Origin of the sequence: Sphingomonas kyeonggiensis (assembly GCF_014196745.1) — a bacterium.
GTDB lineage: Bacteria > Pseudomonadota > Alphaproteobacteria > Sphingomonadales > Sphingomonadaceae > Sphingomonas > Sphingomonas kyeonggiensis.
This window is the reverse complement of sequence record NZ_JACIEH010000006.1, coordinates 65,836-86,421: the sequence shown is the minus strand read 5'-3', so window position 1 is coordinate 86,421 and position 20,586 is coordinate 65,836. Positions and strand designations below refer to the sequence as shown.

Here is a 20,586-nt window from a genome sequence, read left to right as displayed (position 1 = left end):
CCCTTCCGCTTGCGGGAGGGGCTGGGGGAGGGCCTGTCTCGTCGGTAGGTATTAACAGCCCCTCCCCTAGCCCCTCCCGCAAGCGGAAAGGGAACGAGGAGCGTCGTGATGCAGCCCCTTACCGGCATCCGGATCATCGAGATGGGCGGGATCGGCCCGGCGCCGTTCTGCGGGATGATGCTCGCCGATCACGGGGCGGAGGTGCTGTATGTACACCGCCCCGGCCAGCCGCCCAATCCGCGCGACCCGCTGCTGCGCGGGCGGATGCCGGTGGAGGTCGACCTCAAGTCGCCCGAGGGGATCGCCCGGGTCCTCGCACTGGCGGCGGCGGCGGACGGGTTGATCGAAGGGTTCCGGCCCGGGGTGATGGAGCGGCTGGGATTGGGCCCGGTCGAGCTGCACGCCGCCAACCCACGGCTCGTCTATGGCCGGATGACCGGCTGGGGGCAGACCGGACCGCTCGCCCAAGCCGCCGGGCACGACATCAATTACATCGCACTGGCCGGCGCGCTCCACGCTTTTGGCCGCGCGGGCGAGAAGCCGACGCCGCCGGTGAACGCGGTGGGCGATTTCGGCGGAGGCGGCATGCTGCTCGCCTTTGCGATGAGCGCGGGGCTGCTCCAGGCGCGGATCAGTGGCCAGGGCAGCGTGATCGACTGCGCGATGACCGAGGGCGCGGCGCTGCTGATGTCGATGGTGTGGGGATTCCGCTCGACCCTGGGGTGGCGCGACGAGCGGGGCGTGAACATCCTCGATAGCGGCGCGCATTTCTACGACACCTATGAGACAGCCGACGGCAAGCACGTCGCGATCGGAGCGATCGAGCCGCAATTCTATGCCGAGCTGCGCGCGGTGACGGGATTGGACAGCGATCCGGATTTCGATGCGCAGATGAACCCGGCGGCCTGGCCCGCGCTCAAGGAGAAGCTGGCGGCGATATTCCGGACGAAGACCCGCGACCAATGGTGCGCGCTGATGGAGGGTACCGACATCTGCTTCGCGCCGGTGCTGTCGATGGCCGAAGCGCCGGCCCATCCGCACAATGTCGCGCGAGGGGCGTTCGTCGAGCGGGAGGGTGTGGTGCAGCCGGTGCCGGCGCCGCGCTTCTCGCCCCCAACCTAACCTTCGTCATCCCGGCGCAGGCAGGGCGTATCGGGCCGGCTAGTCCTGCTTGGCCCTGGATCCCGCCTTCGCGGGGATGACGGGATGAAGCTCAGGACTCCACCAGCTCGACCACTTCGAAATCATAGCTTTCCCAGCCGCGCTGCCTGGCCGCTTCGGCAAGCGGCGCCTTCTTGCCGGCGGCTTCCTTGAGCGACTTGGCGTGACCCCAGAACACTTCGGTCTTGCCGCCGCCGAGATGCGCGACGATGCGCCAGTAATGGGTGAAGGGCGCGTTGGTCGGGCCGATCGTCTTCACATAGCCATCGGCCATGGTCGCGGTGAGGATGCGCTTTTTCTTCGCCATGCGGATACCCACATAGCGCAGCGAAACGGAGATTTGCATGACCGACTATCGCAAGACCGATGAAGCCCTTGCCGCGCTGACCCCCGAGCAGTTTCGCGTGACCCAGCAGAACGGCACCGAACGGCCCGGCACCGGCCCGCTGCTCTACAACAAGGAGCCGGGCATCTATGTCGACATCGTCTCGGGCGAGCCGCTGTTCGCCTCGTCCGACAAGTTCGAGTCCGGCTGCGGCTGGCCGAGCTTCACCAAGCCGATCGCCAACGTCACCGAGCTGCGCGACACGACCCACGGCATGATCCGCACCGAGGTGCGCTCGGCACATGGCGACAGCCATCTCGGCCATGTGTTCGACGACGGCCCGCGCGACCGCGGCGGGCTGCGCTACTGCATCAACTCGGCCTCGCTGCGCTTCGTGCCCAAGGGCGAGATGGAAGCGCAGGGCTATGGCGCGTATCTCGACCAGGTCGAGGACGTCGCCTGACGACGTTGCCCCTCCTCTACCCTCTCCCCGCGCACGGGGAGAGGGAGTTGGCCTACAGCCCCCGCCCGATCACTTCCTTCATGATCTCGTTCGTGCCGCCGAAGATCCGCGAGACGCGCGCGTCGCGCCAGATCCGGGCGATCGGATATTCGTTCATGTAACCGGCGCCGCCATGGAGCTGGAGCGCGGCGTCGATGATCTGCCACTGGGTATCGGTGTGCCAGAGCTTGGCGGCCGAGGCTTCCTCGGGCGTCAGTTCGTGGCGCAAATGCCGGGCGAGCGCCCAGTCGACATGCGCCCAGCCGATCTGGAGCTTCGCGGCGAGGTCGGCGAGGGTGAAGCGGGTGTTCTGGAAATCGAACACCGTCTTCCCGAACGCCTTGCGCTCCTTCACGAAGCCGAGCGCCTCGTCGAACGCGCGCTGCGCGCTGGCCTGGGCACCGATCGCGATGGTCAGGCGCTCCTGGGGCAAGTTGCGCATGAGGTAGGCGAAGCCGCGGCCTTCCTGGCCGAGCATGTTGGTCGCCGGCACGCGGACATCCTCGAAGAACAGCTCGCTGGTGTCGGCGCCGTGCAGGCCGATCTTGTCGAGGTTGCGCCCGCGCGCGAAGCCGGCGCGGTCGGCCTCGACCAGGAACAGGCTGGTGCCCTTGGCGCCGAGCTCCACGTTCGTCTTGGCGACGACGATCACAACATCGGCGGTCTGCCCGTTCGAGATGTACGTCTTGGTGCCGTTGATGACATAGTGGTTGCCGTCGAGCCGCGCGGTGGTGCGGATCGCCTGCAGGTCCGATCCGGCGCCGGGCTCGGTCATCGCGATGGCCGCCACCTTCTCGCCCGAGACCATGCCGGGCAGCCATTCGCGCTTCTGTTCTTCCGAGCCATAGGCGATGAAATAATCGGCCAGCACGTCCGACTGGAGGGTGATGCCCGAGGGAACGCGCGCATAGGCGTGCTCCTCGGTGACGATCGCGTTGTAGGCGAAATCGAGGCCGGGGCCGCCATAGGCTTCGGGCACGGTCGGGCAGAGCAGGCCGGCGCTGCCCGCCTTGGTCCAGAAGTCGCGATCGACGATGCCGGCTTCTTCCCAGCGATCGAGATGCGGGACGCCCTCGGCGGCGAGGAAGCGGCGGACGCTTTCGCGGAACAGGGCCTGGCTCTCGTCCTGACCGGTGCGGCGGGTGGTATCGAGCATCAGTTCACCCCCCGATCGCGGCCGGCCCAATAGGGATCGCGCAGCGCCCGGCGCATCACCTTGCCCGAAGGGGTGCGCGGCAGCGCCTCGACGAAATCGACTGACTTGGGGACCTTGAACCCGCCGATCCGCTCGCGGGCATAGGCGAGGATCGAGGCCTCGTCGGGCTCGGCGCCGGGCCGGGGCACGACCACCGCCTTGACCTCCTCGCCCCATTTCTCGTGCGGCACGCCGATCACTGCGACTTCCTGCACGGCGGGATGGCCGTAGATCGCGCTCTCCACTTCGGCCGGATAGATGTTCTCGGCGCCCGAGCAGATCATGTCCTTGAAGCGGTCGCAGATATAGAGATAGCCGTCCTCGTCGAGATAGCCGGCGTCGCCGGTGCGCAGCCAGCCCCCGCCGTCCACCGTCTCCGCCGTGGTCTCGGGCAGGTTCCAATAGCCGACCATATTGGCGACCGAGCGGGTCTCGACCTCGCCGACTTCGCGGACCGGCAGCGGGGTCCGCTCGGTCGGATGGACGACGCGGATCTCGACGCCCGGCATCGGCAGGCCGGCGCTGCGCATCCGCTCATTGCCGGCGGGATCGTGATCCTCGGGAGGCAAGTAAACGATCGTGCCGCAGGTTTCGGTCATGCCATATTGCTGGGCGAAGCCGCAGCCGAACACTTCGGTCGCCTCGCGCAGCAACTCGAGCGCAATCGGCGAGGCGCCGTAGAGGATGTAGCGCAGCCGGCTGAAATCGGCCTCACGCACGCCGGGCAGCATCAGCAGCATCTGGAGCGCGGTGGGGACGACGAACATCTTGGTGACGCCGCCCTTGGCAATCGCATCGAGCACCGCGGCAGGCACGAACTCGCGGTGGACGATCGAAGTGGCGCCGTTGAAATAGCCGACGATCGCCCAGCCGACCCCGCCGATATGGCCGAGCGGCAGCGCGACGAGGTTGACGTCGCCCTCCAGCCACTCGTTCCACGGCATCGGTTGCGCCATCGAATCGGTGCGACCACGCAGTAGGTTGGCGTGGCTGAGCATCACCCCCTTGGGCTCGCCAGTGGTGCCCGAAGTGTAGAGCTGGAGCGCGACGTCACTCGCCTCGACATCGTCGGGAATCGGATCGGTGGGCGCGGCGTCGCGCCAGGCGGCGAAGCGCCCGAAACCCTCAGCCCCGTCCTCCATCGCGATCGTCTCACGGATCAGGTCGTTGGCGCATTCGGCAGCGCGGCCGATCTGGTCGGGGCCGGCGAAGAGCAGGCTGACCTCGGCATTGCCCAGGATCTTGCAGACCTCCGCAGTGGCAAGGCGCCACTGGACCGGCACCATCACCACGCCGGCGCGGGCGGCGCCGAACAGCAGCTCGAAAAATTCGTCGCTGCCCTTGCCGAGATAGGCGATACGGTCGCCCACCCGGCAACCGGCAGCACGCAGCGCACGGGCGACCTGGTCGCTGCGCCGGTCGAGCGTGGCCCAATCACTGTCCCGCCCTTCGAAGCGGGTGGCGATCGCCTCGGGGCGGTGTCGCGCATGATAGGCGGGGATGTCGCCCAGCCGGGGCATCGCCTCGAAATCGATCCAGCCCGGTGAGGCTTCCGCTACCAAAGTATCGCCCATATGCCGCTCCTCTCGAGCCGGTTTGAAACCGCGGGGCGTTATCGCCCTCGAGCATTGTTTAATCGCTTGATTAAGCGATTCGCAAGTCAGGCGTCGGTTTCGGGCTTCACCAGCACGCTGCGCATCAGCAGATCGGTGACGTGCACGGCATAGGCCTTGCGCAGATCGTCATCGATATCCTCCACCCCAAAGGCGTAGCGGAGCGAATGGCGGCCGATGAAGAGATGGTCGCACATGCCGATCAGCGAGAAATAGAACAGCATCGGATCGATCTTGCGGAACAGGCCCTCGGCCTCTCCCTGCTCGAGGATCGCTTTCTGCGCCGCGGCCAGCGGCCGGCTGAACCGCTCCGAGATGAAGCGCGCGGTCTCGCTGTCAGTCTCCACCGCCAGCGCGGCGACCAGCCGGTTCATGTACGGGTAGCGGTAATAGACCTTGATGATGCCGTGGACATGGTGGCGCAGCTTCTGGCCGGCATCCATGTCGGCCTTCACCAGCCGCTCGAGATCGTCGAACGTGCCGCCGGCATCGCGCTCGAGCAGCGCCATGAACATGCCGAGCTTGCTGCCGAAATGATAGCGGATCAGCGCGGCGTTGAGTCCCGATTTCTCCGCGATATCGGCGAAGGTGATGTCGACCGTGTTGCGCTCGATCATCAACGCGCTGGTCGCGTTGAGCAGTTGATCCGCCGAACTTGCCTCCAGCCGCACGAGCGGGGCCTTTGCCTTGCTTGCCATTTCCGTACCTTAACCGGCGCGACACCGTCGCGCCAACCTCCCATCATTGTCAGTTGGGCCGCGCGAAACCCAAAGCCACCGCGCGCTGCACCGTGCGCAGCCGGCCATTCTCGCCCAGCCGGCTGCTGGCGCGGCGCATGTGGAAGCGGATCGTCGGCACCGACAGACCGAGGATCGTGCCGATCTCGCCGTCCGTCTTACCTGCAGCCGCCAGCTTGAGGCACTGGACCTCGCGCCGGGTCAGCCGATGCTGGACGATCTCGGTCGAGGCGTCGGGGCCGGCATTGCAGGTCGCGATGAAGCGCAGGGCCAGCGGTTGGAGCAGCTCAGCCTCGCGCGCGAAGATCGCATCCACGTCGAGCCCCGGCGTCGTCGTCGCCCAGACCACGGCGCCGATCACCCCGGCGGGCAGGTGGACGGGCGCGACGATCGCGCTTTCCACCCGGTAGCTGCGCTGCATCGCCTCGCGTTCGATCTGCGCCTCGATCCGCAAAGGGCGCCAGCTGCGGATGCGGCCCTGGTCGTAGTAGAAGGGCTCCGCCAGGTGCCGCGCGACCGAGACGATCGCGTTGCGCAGCGCGAAATCGCCCTGGGCCCAATAGGCGCCGGCATCATGGGTGAATTCGAACAGCGCACTGATCGGCGTGCCGTCGGCCAGCTGCACCGGCCGGGCGCTACTGATGTCGGCGCAGGCGGCGATCAGCGGCAGGCCCATGCGGCCGCCATGCTCGACTATTCGGGCCGCCAATTCATGGGGCATAATCTCAGCGGTGCCGGTCATATTCATCCCTGTCACATGCGATAGCTGCACAGGTGCCTTCCTAAAGCTAATTATTCAAGCAAACAACAGCCGGAAATCGACCCCGACAATCGAGGCGGATCGGCGACATGGAGGGGAAGAGGACATGGCGATCAAGGCAGGCTTGCTGATGGGATCCGCGCTCGGGCTGCTGCTCGCCGCCCCCGCACTGGCACAGGAAACGCAGGATGCCCCGGCGCCCAAGGCCGAGGGACCGCAGACCGTGAACGACGAGATCGTCGTCACCGCCCAGCGCCGCTCGGAATCGATCAACAAGGTGCCGCTGGCAGTGCAGGCGCTGTCCGCCGACACGCTGAAGGACCTGCAGATCACCGATGTCGAGTCGCTGGCCAGCTCGGTGCCGGGGCTTCAGGTCGCCCCCGCCTATTCGGGCGTGCCGATCTTCACGCTGCGCGGCATCGGCTTCAACACCACCAACATCACCGCCACGTCGACCGTGGGCATCTACCAGGACGAGCTGGCCTATCCCTATCCCTCGATGGCGGGTGGCCCGATCTACGACCTGGAGCGCGTAGAAGTGCTCAAGGGGCCGCAGGGCACGCTCTATGGCCGCAACACCACCGCCGGCCTGATCGACTTCATCACCGCCAAGCCGGGCAAGGATTTCGCCGCGGGCGGCACGATCGAGGTGGGCAACTACAAGACCTATAATGTCGAGGCGCATCTGAACCTGCCGCTGGGCGACAATGCCGCGCTGCGCGTGTCGGGCCGTGACGAGAACAGCGACGAAGGCTGGCAGATCGACCAGAGCCGCGGCGAGAAGCTGGGCCGGGTCAAGCGCTGGGGCGCCCGTGCCTCGTTGAGCTTCCAGCCGTCGAGCAAGTTCGAGGGGCTGATCACCGTCTCGGGCTGGCGCGACCGTTCGGATACCCAGGCGGGCCAGGCGATCAGCTTGAACCTGACCAACCGGCTCTCCGCCGCTTCCCCGGCAGTTGGTCCGGGCGACTTCAATTCGCCGACTTTACTCGCCTATCTGCAGAACAACCAGCCGACCCGCGCCAGCGATGCCGGCTGGCAGCCCGCTTCGGCACGTGCCGCCACGGTGGGCCTCGCCACCGGCATGGGGCCGCCCCGCGCCAAGTCGGACTTCGTCTCGGCCCAGATGCGGCTGACCTGGTCGCCCAACGACCAGCTCTCGGTCATCTCGCTGACCGGATACAACGACTTCACCCGCAAGGACGTGGTCGATTTCAGCGGTGCGCCGTGGGAGATCGTCTCGACGCAATATGACGCGCGGATCAAGTCCTTCTCGCAGGAGCTGCGCTTCGAGGGCAATGGCCCGGGCTTCCGCTGGACGGTGGGCGGCTATTTCGCCCATGACGATCTGCGCGAGAACAGCCGCTTCCTGATCGGCGAGAACAGCTCGGTCGTCTATCTGCGCCTCGCCGCGCAGGGGATCTTGGCCAATCCGGTGACCAACGCGATCTTCAACAGCGCCGGCTACACGCCCGCCCAGGTCGCGGTCGGCTTTCGCCAGGGCGCGGGCATCGCGAGCGGCTATAACGAGACCTATAGCGGCTTCGCGACCGGCGAGTTCGAGCTGGGCAGCGGCTTCAAGATCAATGCCGGCGCGCGCTTCGGCATCGATCATGGCGAGCTGGGCGGCTGCTCGATCGACTATAACGGCAACTACCTGCCGATCGTGAACACCGCCGGCCGCGCGGTGATCTTCCAGAGCTATGGCGTGATCGCGCCGATGGTGCAGAAGAATGGCTGCACAACCTATGATCCCGCGACCAATTCGGACACTCTGGTCCATTCGGTGCTCGACGAGAGCAATTTCTCGGGCCGCTTCTCGCTCAACTACCAGGCGGCGCCGAGCACATTGCTCTACGCTTCGATCGCGCGCGGCGTGAAATCGGGCGTGGTGCCGATCGTGCCGGCCAACCGCGCCGTGCAGTTCAGCCCGGCGCGCCAGGAGAAGCTGACCGCCTATGAGGCCGGCATCAAGACTGCGGTCGGCGGTCGCTTCGCCCAGGTGAACGTCAGCGGCTTCTACTATGATTACACCGACAAGCAGTTCAGCTCCTACGTCGCCGATCCCACCTTCGGCGCGCTGCAGCGGCTGGTGAACATCCCGAGCTCGCATGCCTGGGGCATCGACGGCGAGATCACGCTGCGGCCCTTGCCGGCCTTCACCTTCAGCTGGAACGCGACCTATCTGAAGACCAAGATCACCGACTATACCGGTGCCAATGCGGCGGGCATCCCGACCAATTACGACGGATCGGAATTCTCGTTCGCGCCGGAATTCTCGACCAGCGGCACCGCGACGCTCAACCTGCCGATCTCCTCCAGCCTGAACTTCCAGGCGACGGCGAACGCCACCTATCAGAGCGAGACGCACAGCGACTTCGGCGAGGATCCGCTGTTCCGGATCAAGGGCTATGCGCTGGTCAACGGCAGCATCGGCATCGCCAGTGCCGATGGGAAGTGGGGCCTGACGCTCTGGGCGCGCAACCTGACCAACGAATATTACTGGACCTCGGTGGTGGACAACCAGAACCTGAACGTCCGCTATGCCGGGCGGCCGCGCACCTTCGGCGCCTCGCTGACCGCCGGCTTCTGATCCGATGCGCGAGCAGGCCATCCCGCTTCCCCCCGGCCCCGCGCCCGCTGCGGCGCCGGGGGGCAAGCGAATCCTGCCGCGCATCGACTATGCCAACCTGCCAGGCGCGGCGGCGCTCTATCCGCCGGACTCGGTGGCCTGGGCGGTGTTCAAGAATCCCGTCGCGCTGTTCGTCGGCGGGATCGCGGCGGTGTTGCTCGAGCTGGGCGAGCCAAGGGTGCGCTCCGGCGTGTGGGAGCATTCGATCTTCCCGACCGATCCGCTGACCCGGCTGCAGCGCACCGGCTATGTCACCCATGTCAGCGTCTATGCGCCCGCCACTGTCGCCATCAAGGTGATCACCGGGGTTACGCGGATGCACGAGCGGGTGCGCGGGACGACGCCCGGCGGCGAAGCCTATCATGCCAATGACCCGGAGCTGCTGAACTGGGTGCAGTGCACGGTCGGGTTCGGCTTCATGGAAGCCTATTCGGCCTATTGCCGCACACTGACGCCGGCGGAGAAGGACCGCTCCTATCGAGAGGCCAAGCCCTCGGCCGACCTGTTCCTTGCGCATGGCGCGCCCCTTTCGGTCGCAGACCAGGAAGCACAGTTCGCGGCGATGCGGCCGAAGCTGGAGCCGCACGCGATCCTCGGCCAGTTTCTGGAAATCATGTTGAATACCAAAGGCTTGCCGATTCCACTCCGCCCCTTCCAGGGCATGATGGTGCGGGCGGCAATCGCGCTGCTGCCCGATTGGGCGTGCACGATGTTTGCATTGAACGGGGGAGAATGGCGGCTGCGCGGCTGGGAACGCCGCACCGTGCGTGCGCTCGGCGCGCTGTTCGAGCGCATTCCGATCCCCGGCACGCCACCGGTCGAGGCCAGCAAGCGGCTCGGCCTGCCCGCCAACTACCTCTATCGTCGCCGGAAAGCCTGATGCCCGAAGTCTTCGAAGCCGATTATGTGATCGTGGGCGCCGGTTCGGCCGGCTGCGTGCTCGCCGACCGGCTGAGCGCCGATGGCCGCAACCGCGTGCTGCTGCTGGAGGCGGGCGGCGACGACCGGCCGCTGCGCGAGCGCGGGCAGTTCCTGTCGAACCTGATGATCCACGTGCCCGTCGGCTATGCGCAGACGCTGAAGGACCCCAAGGTCAACTGGCTCTACCGCACCGAGCCCGATGCCGGCACCGAGGGCCGCCGCCATATCTGGCCGCGCGGCAAGGTGCTGGGCGGGTCTTCCTCGATCAACGGGCTGCTCTATGTCCGCGGCCAGCGCGCCGATTATGACGGCTGGCGGCAGATGGGCTGCGAAGGCTGGGCGTGGGACGACATCGCCCCCTATTTCCGCCGCTCCGAGGACCAGCAGCACGGCGCCTGCGAGACGCACGGCGCGGGCGGGCCGTTGAGCGTGACCGATCCCGCCGGCTCGCACCCGGTGTCCGAAGCAGTGGTGCAGGCGTGCGAGGCGCTCGGCCTGCCCCAGCGCGACATCAACGGGCCCGAGCAGGAAGGCGTCGCCTGGTACCAGCTCACGGTGCGGGACGGGCGGCGCTGCTCGGCGGCGGTGGCCTATCTCCATCCGGCGATGCGGCGGCCGAACCTGCGTGTGGTCACCCATGCACAGGCGACGCGGGTGGCGATCGAAGACGGCCGGGCGACCGGAGTGGAATTCCTGCGCGGCGGCGAGCGGCTGGTGGCGCATGCGGCACGCGAAGTGATCCTGGCGGGCGGGGTGATCAACTCGCCGCAGTTGCTCCAGCTATCCGGCATCGGCCCGGGCGAATTACTGCGCGAGAAGGGCATCGCGGTGGTGCGCGACCTGCCCGGGGTGGGCGAGAACCTCCAGGACCATCTGCTGATCTCGGCCAATTACCGGCTCAAGCCGGGCACCGTCTCGGTCAACGAGCTGAGCCGGGGGCTGCGGCTGCTCGGTGAGGTCGCGCGCTATGCGGTGGCGCGCAAGGGGCTGCTGACGCTGTCCGCCGCGCACATCGCCGCCTTCTGCCGCTCGCGGCCCGATCTCGCCTCGCCCGACATCCAGTTCCACATCCTGCCCGCCACCGTGGACGGCGACGCGCTGGCCCGGCTGCAGAAGATGCAGCTGGAGAAGCTGCCGGGGATCAGCATCGCCGCCTGCCAGCTCCGCCCGGAATCGCGCGGTACCGTGCGCATCCGCTCGGCCGATCCGCTGACGCCGCCGCGGATCACGCCCAATTACCTGAGCGCTCCGCTAGACCAGGAAGTCATCGTCGCCGGGCTGCGCTGGGGTCGGCGGATCGCCGCGCAGCAGCCGCTGGCCGACTTCATCGCGCATGAGCTGCAGCCGGGCGCCGAGCTGCAGAGCGACGCCGAGCTGCTCGCCCATGCGCGGCGGGCCGGGACGACGCTCTATCATCCTGTGGGAACCTGCATGATGGGGCACGGCCCGCGCGCGGTGGTCGATCCGGAGCTGCGCGTGCACGGGGTGGCGGGGCTGCGCGTGGTCGATGCGAGCATCATGCCGCGGATCGTGTCGGGCAACACCAACGCCCCGACGATCGCGATCGCGGAAAAGGCCAGCGACATGATCCTGGCAGCGGCGAAAGCGCGGGTGGCGGCTTAGCTCCGGACGGGGTTCCTTGCCCCAAACCGTCATCCCACACCACAACCGTCATCCCGGCGAAAGCCGGGATCTCGTGCGGCTCCTGTCCTGCCGTTTGCGCCTTCGCCTGAGATCCCGGCTTTCGCCGGGATGACGATTACTTTTCGAGCTCCCGCCGGATCGCGTCCCCATCCGCATCGATCCCCGGCGGCACCGCGCCTTCCGGCACCTCCCGCACCCCGAAGCGGATCGGCAGGGGCATCTCGACATACTCCCCTTCCTCCGGATGGCTTCGCGCCCGGAAGAAGCCCGTCGCTGCGAGATGCGGGTCGTCACGGATGCTGTCCAGGTCGCGGACCGGCATGCAGGGCACTCCGCCGGCGTTGAGGATTCGAACCCACTCCGCGCTGGTCCTCGCCGGCGTGTATTGGGCGATCTCGCCGTAGAGTGCGCTGATGTTGCGCAGCCGGTCGATCGGCGTGGTGAAGCGCGGATCGTCGAACACATGCGTAGCGCCGAGCAGCTCGAACAGCTTCGCGATCGTCGCCGGCGTATAGGGCACGATGCTGACATGACCGTCAGCCGTAGGGAAAGGCTGGCGGTTGGGATCGATCTGGCGCGGATAGCCGGCCGGTTCGAGCGGCGGATCGAAGGCGGCGCCGAACAGATGCTCCTGCAGCATGAAATGCGCGAAGCTCTCGAACAGCGGCACCTCGACGAACTGCCCCTCCCCGCTGCGCAGCCGGTGGACCAGCGCACCGAGCACCGCCTGGGCGCCGTAAAGGCCGGCGACCTTGTCGGCGATCAGCGAGGGCAGATAGCGCGGTGCCGGATTGCCGTCGGCGCGCGGCAACAGCGTCGCGGTGCCGGTAGCCGCCTGGATGACGTCGTCATAGGCCTGGAGGCCTTCGTACGGCCCGCCCGAGCCGAAACCCTGGCAATGGACATAGACGATGTCCGCGCGCAGCCCGCGCACCGCTTCATAGCCGAAGCCGAGCCGCTCCATCGCCTCGCCGCGGACATTGTGGATGAAGACATCGGCAGTGGCGAGCAGCCGGCGCATCGTCCCGGCATCCTCCGGCACCTTGAGGTCGAGCGCGATCGCGCGCTTGCCGCGGTTGAGCGTGCAGTGGACCGGCCCCATCTGCCGCGCAGCAGCCCGGGATCGCCCGAACTGGCGGGTCTGGTCGCCGCCCGGCGCCTCGACCTTGATCACCTCGGCGCCCATGTCGGCGAGCATCTGGGTGGCATAGGGGCCGAACACGATCGTCGTCAGGTCGACGATGCGGATACCCTCGAGCATCTTCATGCTTGGGCGGCCTTGGCGCGGACGAAGGCGGGCCGGCTGCGCAGCCGCTCCCAATAGGCGGCGATGCGCGGCGCGCCGCCATCGCCGATCCGGAGGAACTCGGCGAGCATCAAGGCATAGCCGACCGAGATGTCCGCCGCGGTGAAGCGGTCGCCGGCGACATAGTCCGTGGAAGTGAGCATCGCGTCGAGGCCGCGCAGTCGCGCGAGATACCATTGCCGGTAATCGTCGGCGACCTGGGGCTGGCGCCGGTCCTCGGGCTCGAACATCGCGTAGCGCAGCACCAGGGTCTGCGGGAAGGTGAGCGTCGCCTCGCCGAAGGAGAGCGCGTCGAGATAGGCCGCATAGCCGGGCGCGCCGGGGGCGATGGCGAAGCACCCATCACCGCGCGTGGTCGCGAGATAGTGGCAGATCGCGGCGGACTCGGTCATCCGGGCATCGCCCTCCAGGAAGAGCGGGATCGTGCCGAGCGGGTTGCGCGCGAGATATTCCGGCGCGCGGTCCCGCGGCGGGAAAGGCAGCAACTCGAGCCGGTATTCGGCTTCCAGTTCCTCGAGCATCCAGAGCACGCGGAACGAGCGCGCATCGCGGCAGTGATAGAGGGTGACGGTCATTTCGGGCTCCACGCGCCTTGCTCGGTGATCGTGCCGATCAGGCCGACCGGGAAACGGGCATCGTCGGTGATCAGGGCGAGCGTCTCGCGATCCTCGGCCGGCACGCTCGCGAGCGTCCGCGCGCCTTCGAGGGTGCGCAGCACCACCACGCCGCGTTCGACCGAGCCGTCCCGCTGGTAGAGGATCGTCGCGCTTTCGAGCGTCGCCGGGCCGGGTTCGGGCTCGACCAGCTCGGGTACCGGCCCGCGCCTGGCATCGGCCTGTGCCTGCACCGAATAGTCCGGGGCGATCTCCGCACCCGCCTGCCCGGCCAGCACCAGTGCGTGATGCTTGGTGACGAACTCGCCCTGGCCATAGAGCAGCCCCACCCCGCCGCCGCGCACCGCGCGCACCATCGCGCAGGCGGCGTGCAGCATGTAGTTGCTGAGCGGCCCGCCGAAGAAGGTCAGGCCGCCGGTCACGCTCGGCCGCACGTCCGGCCCGAGGCCGAGGCTGCGTCGCGCCATCTTGGGGACGCAGGGGAAGCAGCTATAGAGCTCGAGCACGTCGAAACCCTGCGGCGCCAGCGCCGAGGCCGCGGCGAGCACCGCGTCCTGGGCCGGACTGCCGGCAAAGCCGTCGCGGGCGAGGAAATCGCGCGGCTCGCTCGCCGCCGCGCCGCCGAGGATATGGACGATCCGTTCGTCCGGAATGCCGGCCTGACGCGCGGCTTCGAGGCTGGTGACGATCACCGCGGCGCCCTGGTTGACCAGCGGATTGGCGACCATCAGCTTGGTATAGGGCCAGGCGATCAGCCGGTTGGCCTCGCCCGGCGTGACGATCTCGTCCGCGCCAGGTGCCTTGCGCATCCAGGCGCGCGGGTTCTCCGCCGCCGCCGCTGCATAGCGCGCCCAGAGGCTACCCGACTCCACCCGCGCCTCGGCAGGTGACTGCCCCCAGAGCGCGGCACTCGCCATCTCGAACAGCGGATAGACCTGGGTGGGCGTGGAGAGCCCGTGGCGGAGCGCCAGCGGATGCACGATGTCCGCACCCCGCAAGGGCGAGGGGGCGTCCTTGGCGAAGGGCGTCCAGGGCGGCATCTCGCCTTCGCGCTTCGCCCGCGCCGCGCTGTGCTGTGCTTCTGCCCCGGCGATAAGCGCGACCCGGCTTTCGCCCCGCGCGATGCGCAATGCCGCTTCATGAATCAGGCGCACCGGCGATTCCCCGCCGACCGCGTGATTGGCGCGCAGCGCCGGCGCGATGCCGAGTTCCGCGGACAGTGAGGCTGCCGCATCTGCATAGCGCCAGCTGACGATGCTCACCACGTCGAGCGCATCGACCTGGGCGAGCAGGCCGCCGCCTGCATCCCGATCGGCAGCGCGCGCGGCATCTGCCATCAGCGCCAGCGGTTCCCTGGCCGAGCTGATCGCGAAGGGGCGGTCGATCGACTCCCCGATGCCCAGTATCACGGGCGTGTCTGGCGCCATTTTCCTCTCCCTGGTCGCCTGCCCGGTATCGGCGTGCGCACCTCCATGCGGAACTATCACTAGCGATAGCAGCGCATTTCCCTGGTTCGGCTATGCTGCGCATCGGAGAGCGGAAACCGCTTCCGAGGAGAGGAGAGAGGGCCGAATGCATCCCTGCGTCCACGCCGAAACCGCGCCGGAGAAACCCGCGCTGATCCTCGCCGAGACGGGCGAGAGCCTGAGCTATGGCGAGCTTGAGGCACGCTCGAACCAGGCGGCGCAGCTGTTCCGTGCGCTGGGGTTCCAGCCTGGCGACGCGGTGGCGGTGCTGCTCGAGAACCATTTCCGCTTCCTCGAAATCGCCTGGGGCGCGCAGCGCGCGGGGCTCTATTTCGTGGCGGTGTCCTCGCGGCTGACGGCGAGCGAGGCCGCGTTCATCCTCCGGGACAGCGGCGCGCGGGCGCTGATCTCCTCCGCGGCGCTGGCATCGGTCGCGAGCGCCGTGGCAGCGGAGGTGGCGCTGGATGACGTCGCCCTGTTCATGCTCGACGGCGCGATCCCACCCTTCCGCAGCTGGGAAGCCGAGGTGGGCGCGATGCCGGTCACCCGCATCGCCGACGAGCGCGCCGGCACCGACATGCTCTATTCCTCGGGCACCACCGGCCGGCCCAAGGGCATCCGGCCGCAGCTGCCCGAGACCGACATCACCATGCCCAATGCGATGGTCGGCATCGCGCGGCATGCGGCGGTGGATGCCGATACGATCTACCTCTCCCCCGCCCCGCTCTATCATGCCGCGCCGCTGCGCTGGTGCATGGCGGTGCACCGGCTGGGCGGCACGGTGGTGGTGATGGAAAAATTCGATCCCGAACAGGCGCTGGCGCTGATCGAGCGGCACAAGGTGACGCATGCGCAGTGGGTGCCGACGCACTTCATCCGCATGCTCAAGCTGCCCGAGGCGGCGCGCAGCCGGCACGACCTGACCTCGCTGCGGATGGCGATCCATGCCGCGGCGCCCTGCCCGGTGCCGGTCAAGCAGGCTATGATCGACTGGTGGGGGCCGGTGCTGCTCGAATATTATGCCGGAACCGAGGGCAATGGCCTGACGATGATCGGCGCCAAGGATTGGCTGACGCATCCGGGCTCGGTCGGGCGCGCGGTGCTCGGCACGCTGCGCATCTGCGACGAGGAGGGTGAGCCGCTGCCCGCCGGCGAGACCGGCCTGGTCCATTTCGAGGGCGGGCCGGGCTTCCACTATCACAACGACAGCGAGAAGACGGCGGCGGCGGCCAACAGGCACGGCTGGACCACGCTCGGCGATGTCGGCCATGTCGACGCCGAGGGCTATCTCTACCTCACCGACCGCAAGAGCTTCATGATCATCTCCGGCGGGGTGAACATCTATCCGCAGGAGATCGAGAACCTGCTCGTGCTGCACCCCAAGGTGGCGGACGTCGCGGTGATCGGGGCGCCGCATGCCGATATGGGCGAGCAGGTGGTGGCGGTGGTGCAGCCGGCTGAAGGGGTGCCACCCTCCCCCGCGCTGGCCGAGGAACTGGCCGAGTGGCTCGCACCGCAGCTCTCCCGGGTGAAGCAGCCGAGGCGGATCGACTTCGTCGCGGAGCTGCCGCGCCATCCGACGGGGAAGCTCTACAAGCGGCTGTTGCGGGATCGCTATTGGGAGGCAGCCGAAGAAGCCGCGCTCGGCTAAACGCCGTCATCCCCGCCTTCGCGGGGATGACGGCTGGGGGGCGCCGTCGCAGCCCCCGCCACTTCACAGCGTCTTCAGATACTCCAGCAGCGCCAGCCGCTCGGCATCGCTGAGCGACTGGGTGAAGGTGTGGCCGCCATTGCTGTCGCCATAGAGGTTGCTGTTGAAGCTCATGCGCGAGCGGATCTGCTGGTCGGTGATCGGCGGCGGCGTCTGGTATGCCAGGTTGAGATAGCCCGCGGCGGCGTTGGAGAAGGCCGAATAGAGGCGATCCGGCGTCGCCTGGCCATTGCAGGGCTGATAGGGCGGGACCGAGGCCGATGTGCTGCAGTTCATCGTCTCGTACTTCCAGCCGAGCTTGGCGAAATCGTACGACGCGAAGCTATAGTCATAGCCCTGGTTCTTGCCGCCGATGCCCGCCGCCGAATAGGGCCGCTTCCACACTGCCGGGCGGTCCGACGGCTTGAGGATGCCCCAGACGTCCGGAACGCTGCCATTGTGCAGGAACGGTCCGCCCGCCCAGGCGCCATAGAGCGGCGGCGAGACATAGCCCTTGGGCTCCACCCATTCGTTCGGCCCGAGCGGCGAATAGATCGGCCCGCCATTATTGTAGACCGCGCGATAGACGCGGCGGATCGAGCTCGCGATCAGCGACTCGACCGGATAGCCGTACCAGCTCGGGCTGAGCGAGTTGTACGCCCACCAGCTGCTGTTCCAGGCGCGGCGCTGGCGCGGATCGGCGAACAGGTTGAAGCGGCGCGGATCGGTCTGGATCGTCTCGATCGGGGTGACGTTGCCCGGCAGGCCCTTGAGCCGCGGATCGGGCAGATAGGCGGTGTCGTTCGCGTAGCGCGGCGAATAGACGCCGTGGCAGCTCGCGCAGGAGCCATTGCCCGGCTGGCGCGGAATCTCGACATTGGCGCCGTTCGCCCAGAGATCGCGCTCATGGAAGAGCACCGCGCCCTGCTCGGCCAGCGGCCGATCGATCGTGCCCGGATATTTGGGCGCCGAGAGCGAGAGCAGGAAGTTGTTGATGTCCTCGAAATCGCTCTCCAGCGCGCGCCGCTCACCGGCATCGCGGGTGAGTGTGGCGACCCCGAACGCCATCTCCGAATGGACATTGTCCGAGGTGAGCGAGCCGTCCCAGAATTGCCGCGTCTTGAAGGCGCGGTTGAACCAGGCCGGCGCCTTGGTCATGCCGCCGGCGGGCGTGTCCGGCGTATATTCGAGCAGGCTGGGGGCGAGCTGCAGCGTGTCCATGTCGAACAGCGCCGGCAGCAGCGTGATCAGGCCGATCGCGTCGCTGGAGCCGCGGCCGTCGCTCCACGGGATCGGCAGCGCGAGGCCGAGCCAGGTGACCGGGCTGGTGCGGAACAGGTCCGAAGCGAGCAGGCCTGCGTCATTGGCGCTGTTCGGCAGGCCCCAGGTGAAGTTCGCCTCGCTCGTCGTGCCGAGGCGCGAGTCGTGGCAGGCCGAGCAGGACGCGGTGATCGTGCCGGTCCATTTGCCGTCATCGCCCTTGCCCTGGATCAGGCCGAGCGGAAGCTGGCCCGAGCCGCCATTGGTGGTGTTGGGGTTCTCGCCGGGCAGCGGATAGGGATTGCGGAAGGGTGCGGGATAGAAGCCGTAGCGCTTCTCGACCTGCTCGTTGAAATCGGCGGGCTTGGAGGACAGGCCCCACACTGCCCAGAGCTTGTCGTAATCCTGGGCCCGCGAGAAGGGCAGGAAGTACTGGCGGGTCTCGAGGTTCTGCTTGCCGCGCGCGACGCTGGCGCGCCAGGCGCCGCAGGTCGTCGGGCGCGCCGGCAGGCGGTTCACATAGGGCGCCGGCGGATTGTGCAGGTTGGTGAAAAAGGAATTGAAGCGGACGGCGCCGTTCGGATTGCTGTTGACGCTGGGGGTGATCAGCGTGCGCGGATCGACCGGCAGCGGCGTCGCGTCCGACTTGCCGGCGCACCCGGCCGCCAGGGGCGAGCGGATCGCGGATTCGTCGAGCAGCGGCTGGGTCTGTGCCAGCGCGGCAGGGGCAAGCGTCACGGGTATGGCAGCGCTCGCAAGCAGGGCAGTCCAGTTGGCCATCGCACCTCTCCCATTATCGCCGGTCATCCCGCGGCAGGGCCGCTGTGCCGGCATTTGATCGGAAAATGCTTTGCGGGGGCTTCGCCAACAAGCTGGCGAACGTGGCAGGTTTGGAGTGACTAGAGACGCGTCAGCGGCCGCCCCTCCGTCCCCAGGCATTGCCCGGAGCGATGCGCGTCCATCGTCATCGTCACCGACACCTTGCCTGCCGCGCCCGTCTGTTGCGCGCTCTGGCTGTCGGTGGTGACGACGAGCTGGTATCTGTCGCGGGCATAGCTGCCCGACATCGCCATCGAGCGCGTGCCCATCTGGTCGGCGCAGCGCAGCAAGCCGTCGATCCTGCCCTTCCCCATCGCGAAACGCTCGTAGCGGCAGGCCTGGTTCTCCTCGCCGACATAGAAGGCGCCCTTCTTCACATCCTCGGACGTCAGGCAGCTGGCGGCCGCCTGGGGCTGGCGCATCTGCGTCTTCAGCTTCTCGACAAAGCCCGCCGGCATGCCCGGGGCATCGACCTGGTTGAGGGTGATCTTCGTTTCCCAGCGCCCCGGCTGGGCGAAGTCGTTGCCGGCCGCGACCTTGCGGATCTGCTCCGCCACGACCGAGCCGGATTCATTGCGTAGATCGATGCTCGAACCCCAGTCGCAGCCGGCCGCGAGCAACAGGAAAGGGATCGCCGATCCGATAAGAAATCGCGTCATCCAACTCTCCCATTTCGCTCCGTTTTCTGGCTTCCGGAGCCTGTTTATTTGCTGCAGACCATCGCCTGCCGGCAGAACAGATCAAGCTGGTACCCGTCACAGGGTTTCGGGAGAGAGGCATGGCGATCGAACGCGACCGGGCATGGGCCGAGACCAATTTGCTGATCGAGGAAGTGCGCGAGACGGGCATCGCGATCGGCCTGCCCTTCGTCGCGGCGCAGGGCGACATCGCCGATCCCGAGCCGATGCGCGACGCCGATGGCCGCCCCTATGCGGAGACGCATTTCCAGTGGCTCGATCCCACGGATCACTATTGGCACAATCGCCGGCTCGCGCTGCACGCTCCCTTCCTCCAGGCCGCGCGGGTGATGGCCGAGCCCTGCTTCTATGCCGGGGGCAGGCTCGGGACCTGGCGGACCAGCGCCCTGCTCGACGCGATCGATTGCCGCCAGGTGACCGCGACCACCGGCATCGCCGCGGCGATCATCGCGCCGGTGCATCTGCCCCGCGCGATCGTCGGCGCGGTGGTTTGGGCGGCACGCGAGCCCGCCGGGGTGGAGGCGGTGTTCGCCAAACATGCGGTGCGCCTGCAGGGCCTGGCGCTCAAGCTGGTCGCCAGCCATGCCGAGGCTTCGTCCCGCCTGCGCGCGCCCGCTGCACCGATGGTGCTCACCCGGCGCGAGGTCCAGTGCCTGCGCTGGGCGGCGGCGGGCAAGACCGATGGCGAGATCGGCATCATCCTGTCGCTCTCGACCTCCACGGTACGCTTCCACCTGCGCAATGCCGGCTCGAAGCTGGGCAGCACCGGCCGCGCCCAGGCGATCCAGATCGCGGCGGGCCTGGGGTTCGTCAGCGCGCGGTGAGGATGGGCCTCAGGCCTTCAAACCGAGCCGCGCCAGCCGGATAAGTTCCGGAAGCGCATTGCGTACCGCTGCAATCAGCACGGCATTCTCCTCGAACCTGTCATCCGCCGGAACGACATAGGGCGAGGCCTGGACAAGGCAGGCAGCGACCATCTCCTCCCCACGCCATTCCCCCGATCGCATGCTCTCGCTTCGCCCGGTGTCGGGACGCGTGGAAACGGCAAGGGCGCCCATGCAATCCTCGTCATCCAGTCGGCGGACATGCCAAGGGCCGGCAGACGCGGCCTGTTCGAGCGCTTCGAGCGCATCCAGAGCTTCGGGTGTCATCGCTAGAGTCTAGCCCCGCGCCATCTCCGCCGCCACGCCCTAGCACTTTTCGCAGTTGCCGCATCGCCGTGCTTCCTCAAGGCTTTGCCCATGGA

18 protein-coding genes are annotated in these 20,586 nt (G+C 67.8%); 7 read left to right on the top strand and 11 right to left on the bottom strand.

Going from position 1 to position 20,586, the window contains the following annotated elements; genetic code table 11:
- Nucleotides 1–105: 105 nt before the first annotated feature.
- Nucleotides 106–1,122 carry a CoA transferase gene (locus tag GGR46_RS24555; protein ID WP_184000735.1) on the top strand — a complete coding sequence of 339 codons (1,017 nt, stop codon included), beginning with the start codon at nucleotides 106–108 and terminating at the stop codon, nucleotides 1,120–1,122.
- A gap of 91 nt (nucleotides 1,123–1,213) precedes the next feature.
- On the opposite strand, the gene GGR46_RS24550 is transcribed toward GGR46_RS24555, so the two are convergent.
- Complete coding sequence (locus tag GGR46_RS24550) at nucleotides 1,214–1,468, bottom strand: hypothetical protein (protein ID WP_184000828.1); 255 nt, start codon at nucleotides 1,466–1,468, stop codon at nucleotides 1,214–1,216.
- A 37-nt stretch (nucleotides 1,469–1,505) separates the two neighbouring features.
- Here GGR46_RS24550 and msrB point away from each other — a divergent pair, with 37 nt between their 5' ends.
- The gene (msrB, locus tag GGR46_RS24545) at nucleotides 1,506–1,949 is read left to right on the top strand and encodes a peptide-methionine (R)-S-oxide reductase MsrB (protein ID WP_184000734.1); all 444 of its coding nucleotides are present in this window, start codon (nucleotides 1,506–1,508) and stop codon (nucleotides 1,947–1,949) included.
- Nucleotides 1,950–2,001: 52 nt separating this feature from the next.
- On the opposite strand, the gene GGR46_RS24540 is transcribed toward msrB, so the two are convergent.
- The 4 genes from GGR46_RS24540 to GGR46_RS24525 all read right to left on the bottom strand — a co-directional run bounded on the left by GGR46_RS24540 (nucleotide 2,002) and on the right by GGR46_RS24525 (nucleotide 6,254).
- Complete coding sequence (locus GGR46_RS24540; protein ID WP_184000733.1) at nucleotides 2,002–3,144, bottom strand: acyl-CoA dehydrogenase family protein; 1,143 nt, start codon at nucleotides 3,142–3,144, stop codon at nucleotides 2,002–2,004.
- The gene (locus GGR46_RS24535) at nucleotides 3,144–4,757 is read right to left on the bottom strand and encodes a fatty acid--CoA ligase (RefSeq protein WP_184000732.1); all 1,614 of its coding nucleotides are present in this window, start codon (nucleotides 4,755–4,757) and stop codon (nucleotides 3,144–3,146) included. The genes GGR46_RS24540 and GGR46_RS24535 overlap by 1 nt, the downstream gene beginning before the upstream one ends.
- 86 nt (nucleotides 4,758–4,843) lie before the next feature.
- The gene (locus GGR46_RS24530; protein ID WP_184000731.1) at nucleotides 4,844–5,494 is read right to left on the bottom strand and encodes a TetR family transcriptional regulator; all 651 of its coding nucleotides are present in this window, start codon (nucleotides 5,492–5,494) and stop codon (nucleotides 4,844–4,846) included.
- A gap of 49 nt (nucleotides 5,495–5,543) precedes the next feature.
- A complete protein-coding gene (locus GGR46_RS24525) occupies nucleotides 5,544–6,254 on the bottom strand; it encodes a helix-turn-helix transcriptional regulator (RefSeq protein WP_221263015.1) in 711 nt (236 codons plus the stop codon).
- 145 nt (nucleotides 6,255–6,399) lie between these two features.
- On the opposite strand from GGR46_RS24525, the gene GGR46_RS24520 reads away from it, so the two are divergent.
- Genes GGR46_RS24520 through GGR46_RS24510 form a run of 3 tightly spaced genes read left to right on the top strand, consistent with a single transcriptional unit; the run spans nucleotide 6,400 to nucleotide 11,466 of the window.
- Nucleotides 6,400–8,883 (top strand): TonB-dependent receptor, encoded by a 2,484-nt coding sequence (locus GGR46_RS24520; protein ID WP_184000730.1) that lies wholly within the window; start codon nucleotides 6,400–6,402, stop codon nucleotides 8,881–8,883.
- A gap of 4 nt (nucleotides 8,884–8,887) precedes the next feature.
- Nucleotides 8,888–9,802 (top strand): oxygenase MpaB family protein, encoded by a 915-nt coding sequence (locus GGR46_RS24515; RefSeq protein WP_184000729.1) that lies wholly within the window; start codon nucleotides 8,888–8,890, stop codon nucleotides 9,800–9,802.
- Nucleotides 9,802–11,466 (top strand): GMC family oxidoreductase, encoded by a 1,665-nt coding sequence (locus GGR46_RS24510; RefSeq protein ID WP_184000728.1) that lies wholly within the window; start codon nucleotides 9,802–9,804, stop codon nucleotides 11,464–11,466. Before GGR46_RS24515 ends, GGR46_RS24510 begins: the two co-directional genes overlap by 1 nt.
- 136 nt (nucleotides 11,467–11,602) lie before the next feature.
- Here GGR46_RS24510 and GGR46_RS24505 read toward each other — a convergent pair whose 3' ends face one another.
- The 3 genes from GGR46_RS24505 to GGR46_RS24495 are packed head-to-tail and all read right to left on the bottom strand — an operon-like array spanning nucleotide 11,603 to nucleotide 14,834.
- On the bottom strand, nucleotides 11,603–12,754 hold the full coding sequence (locus GGR46_RS24505; protein ID WP_184000727.1) for a CaiB/BaiF CoA transferase family protein: 1,152 nt from the start codon (nucleotides 12,752–12,754) through the stop codon (nucleotides 11,603–11,605).
- Nucleotides 12,751–13,368: a glutathione S-transferase family protein gene (locus tag GGR46_RS24500; RefSeq protein WP_184000726.1), complete on the bottom strand. Its 618-nt coding sequence runs from the start codon at nucleotides 13,366–13,368 to the stop codon at nucleotides 12,751–12,753. The genes GGR46_RS24505 and GGR46_RS24500 overlap by 4 nt, the downstream gene beginning before the upstream one ends.
- Nucleotides 13,365–14,834: an acetyl-CoA acetyltransferase gene (locus GGR46_RS24495; RefSeq protein WP_184000725.1), complete on the bottom strand. Its 1,470-nt coding sequence runs from the start codon at nucleotides 14,832–14,834 to the stop codon at nucleotides 13,365–13,367. Before GGR46_RS24495 ends, GGR46_RS24500 begins: the two co-directional genes overlap by 4 nt.
- A 145-nt stretch (nucleotides 14,835–14,979) precedes the next feature.
- Here GGR46_RS24495 and GGR46_RS24490 point away from each other — a divergent pair, with 145 nt between their 5' ends.
- Nucleotides 14,980–16,524 (top strand): acyl-CoA synthetase, encoded by a 1,545-nt coding sequence (locus GGR46_RS24490; RefSeq protein WP_184000724.1) that lies wholly within the window; start codon nucleotides 14,980–14,982, stop codon nucleotides 16,522–16,524.
- 63 nt (nucleotides 16,525–16,587) lie between these two features.
- Here GGR46_RS24490 and roxA read toward each other — a convergent pair whose 3' ends face one another.
- The gene (roxA, locus tag GGR46_RS24485) at nucleotides 16,588–18,603 is read right to left on the bottom strand and encodes a rubber dioxygenase RoxA (protein ID WP_184000723.1); all 2,016 of its coding nucleotides are present in this window, start codon (nucleotides 18,601–18,603) and stop codon (nucleotides 16,588–16,590) included.
- 119 nt (nucleotides 18,604–18,722) lie between these two features.
- Nucleotides 18,723–19,301: a DUF3617 domain-containing protein gene (locus GGR46_RS24480; protein WP_184000722.1), complete on the bottom strand. Its 579-nt coding sequence runs from the start codon at nucleotides 19,299–19,301 to the stop codon at nucleotides 18,723–18,725.
- Nucleotides 19,302–19,420: 119 nt separating this feature from the next.
- Here GGR46_RS24480 and GGR46_RS25775 point away from each other — a divergent pair, with 119 nt between their 5' ends.
- Nucleotides 19,421–20,164, top strand: a complete 744-nt coding sequence (locus GGR46_RS25775; RefSeq protein WP_184000721.1) for a helix-turn-helix transcriptional regulator — start codon at nucleotides 19,421–19,423, stop codon at nucleotides 20,162–20,164.
- Nucleotides 20,165–20,173: 9 nt separating this feature from the next.
- Here the strand turns inward: GGR46_RS25775 and GGR46_RS24470 are convergent, their stop codons facing one another.
- Complete coding sequence (locus GGR46_RS24470) at nucleotides 20,174–20,491, bottom strand: hypothetical protein (RefSeq protein WP_184000720.1); 318 nt, start codon at nucleotides 20,489–20,491, stop codon at nucleotides 20,174–20,176.
- Nucleotides 20,492–20,586: the final 95 nt, after the last annotated feature.

Coding starts and splice junctions, on each gene's coding strand:
- GGR46_RS24550 (WP_184000828.1), bottom strand. CDS start 1,468: ATGGCGAAGAAAAAGCGCATCCTCACCGCGACCATGGCCGATGGCTAT.
- msrB (WP_184000734.1), top strand. CDS start 1,506: ATGACCGACTATCGCAAGACCGATGAAGCCCTTGCCGCGCTGACCCCC.
- GGR46_RS24540 (WP_184000733.1), bottom strand. CDS start 3,144: ATGCTCGATACCACCCGCCGCACCGGTCAGGACGAGAGCCAGGCCCTG.
- GGR46_RS24535 (WP_184000732.1), bottom strand. CDS start 4,757: ATGGGCGATACTTTGGTAGCGGAAGCCTCACCGGGCTGGATCGATTTC.
- GGR46_RS24530 (WP_184000731.1), bottom strand. CDS start 5,494: ATGGCAAGCAAGGCAAAGGCCCCGCTCGTGCGGCTGGAGGCAAGTTCG.
- GGR46_RS24525 (WP_221263015.1), bottom strand. CDS start 6,254: ATGCCCCATGAATTGGCGGCCCGAATAGTCGAGCATGGCGGCCGCATG.
- GGR46_RS24520 (WP_184000730.1), top strand. CDS start 6,400: ATGGCGATCAAGGCAGGCTTGCTGATGGGATCCGCGCTCGGGCTGCTG.
- GGR46_RS24515 (WP_184000729.1), top strand. CDS start 8,888: ATGCGCGAGCAGGCCATCCCGCTTCCCCCCGGCCCCGCGCCCGCTGCG.
- GGR46_RS24510 (WP_184000728.1), top strand. CDS start 9,802: ATGCCCGAAGTCTTCGAAGCCGATTATGTGATCGTGGGCGCCGGTTCG.
- GGR46_RS24505 (WP_184000727.1), bottom strand. CDS start 12,754: ATGAAGATGCTCGAGGGTATCCGCATCGTCGACCTGACGACGATCGTG.
- GGR46_RS24500 (WP_184000726.1), bottom strand. CDS start 13,368: ATGACCGTCACCCTCTATCACTGCCGCGATGCGCGCTCGTTCCGCGTG.
- GGR46_RS24495 (WP_184000725.1), bottom strand. CDS start 14,834: ATGGCGCCAGACACGCCCGTGATACTGGGCATCGGGGAGTCGATCGAC.
- GGR46_RS24490 (WP_184000724.1), top strand. CDS start 14,980: ATGCATCCCTGCGTCCACGCCGAAACCGCGCCGGAGAAACCCGCGCTG.
- roxA (WP_184000723.1), bottom strand. CDS start 18,603: ATGGCCAACTGGACTGCCCTGCTTGCGAGCGCTGCCATACCCGTGACG.
- GGR46_RS24480 (WP_184000722.1), bottom strand. CDS start 19,301: ATGACGCGATTTCTTATCGGATCGGCGATCCCTTTCCTGTTGCTCGCG.
- GGR46_RS25775 (WP_184000721.1), top strand. CDS start 19,421: ATGGCGATCGAACGCGACCGGGCATGGGCCGAGACCAATTTGCTGATC.
- GGR46_RS24470 (WP_184000720.1), bottom strand. CDS start 20,491: ATGACACCCGAAGCTCTGGATGCGCTCGAAGCGCTCGAACAGGCCGCG.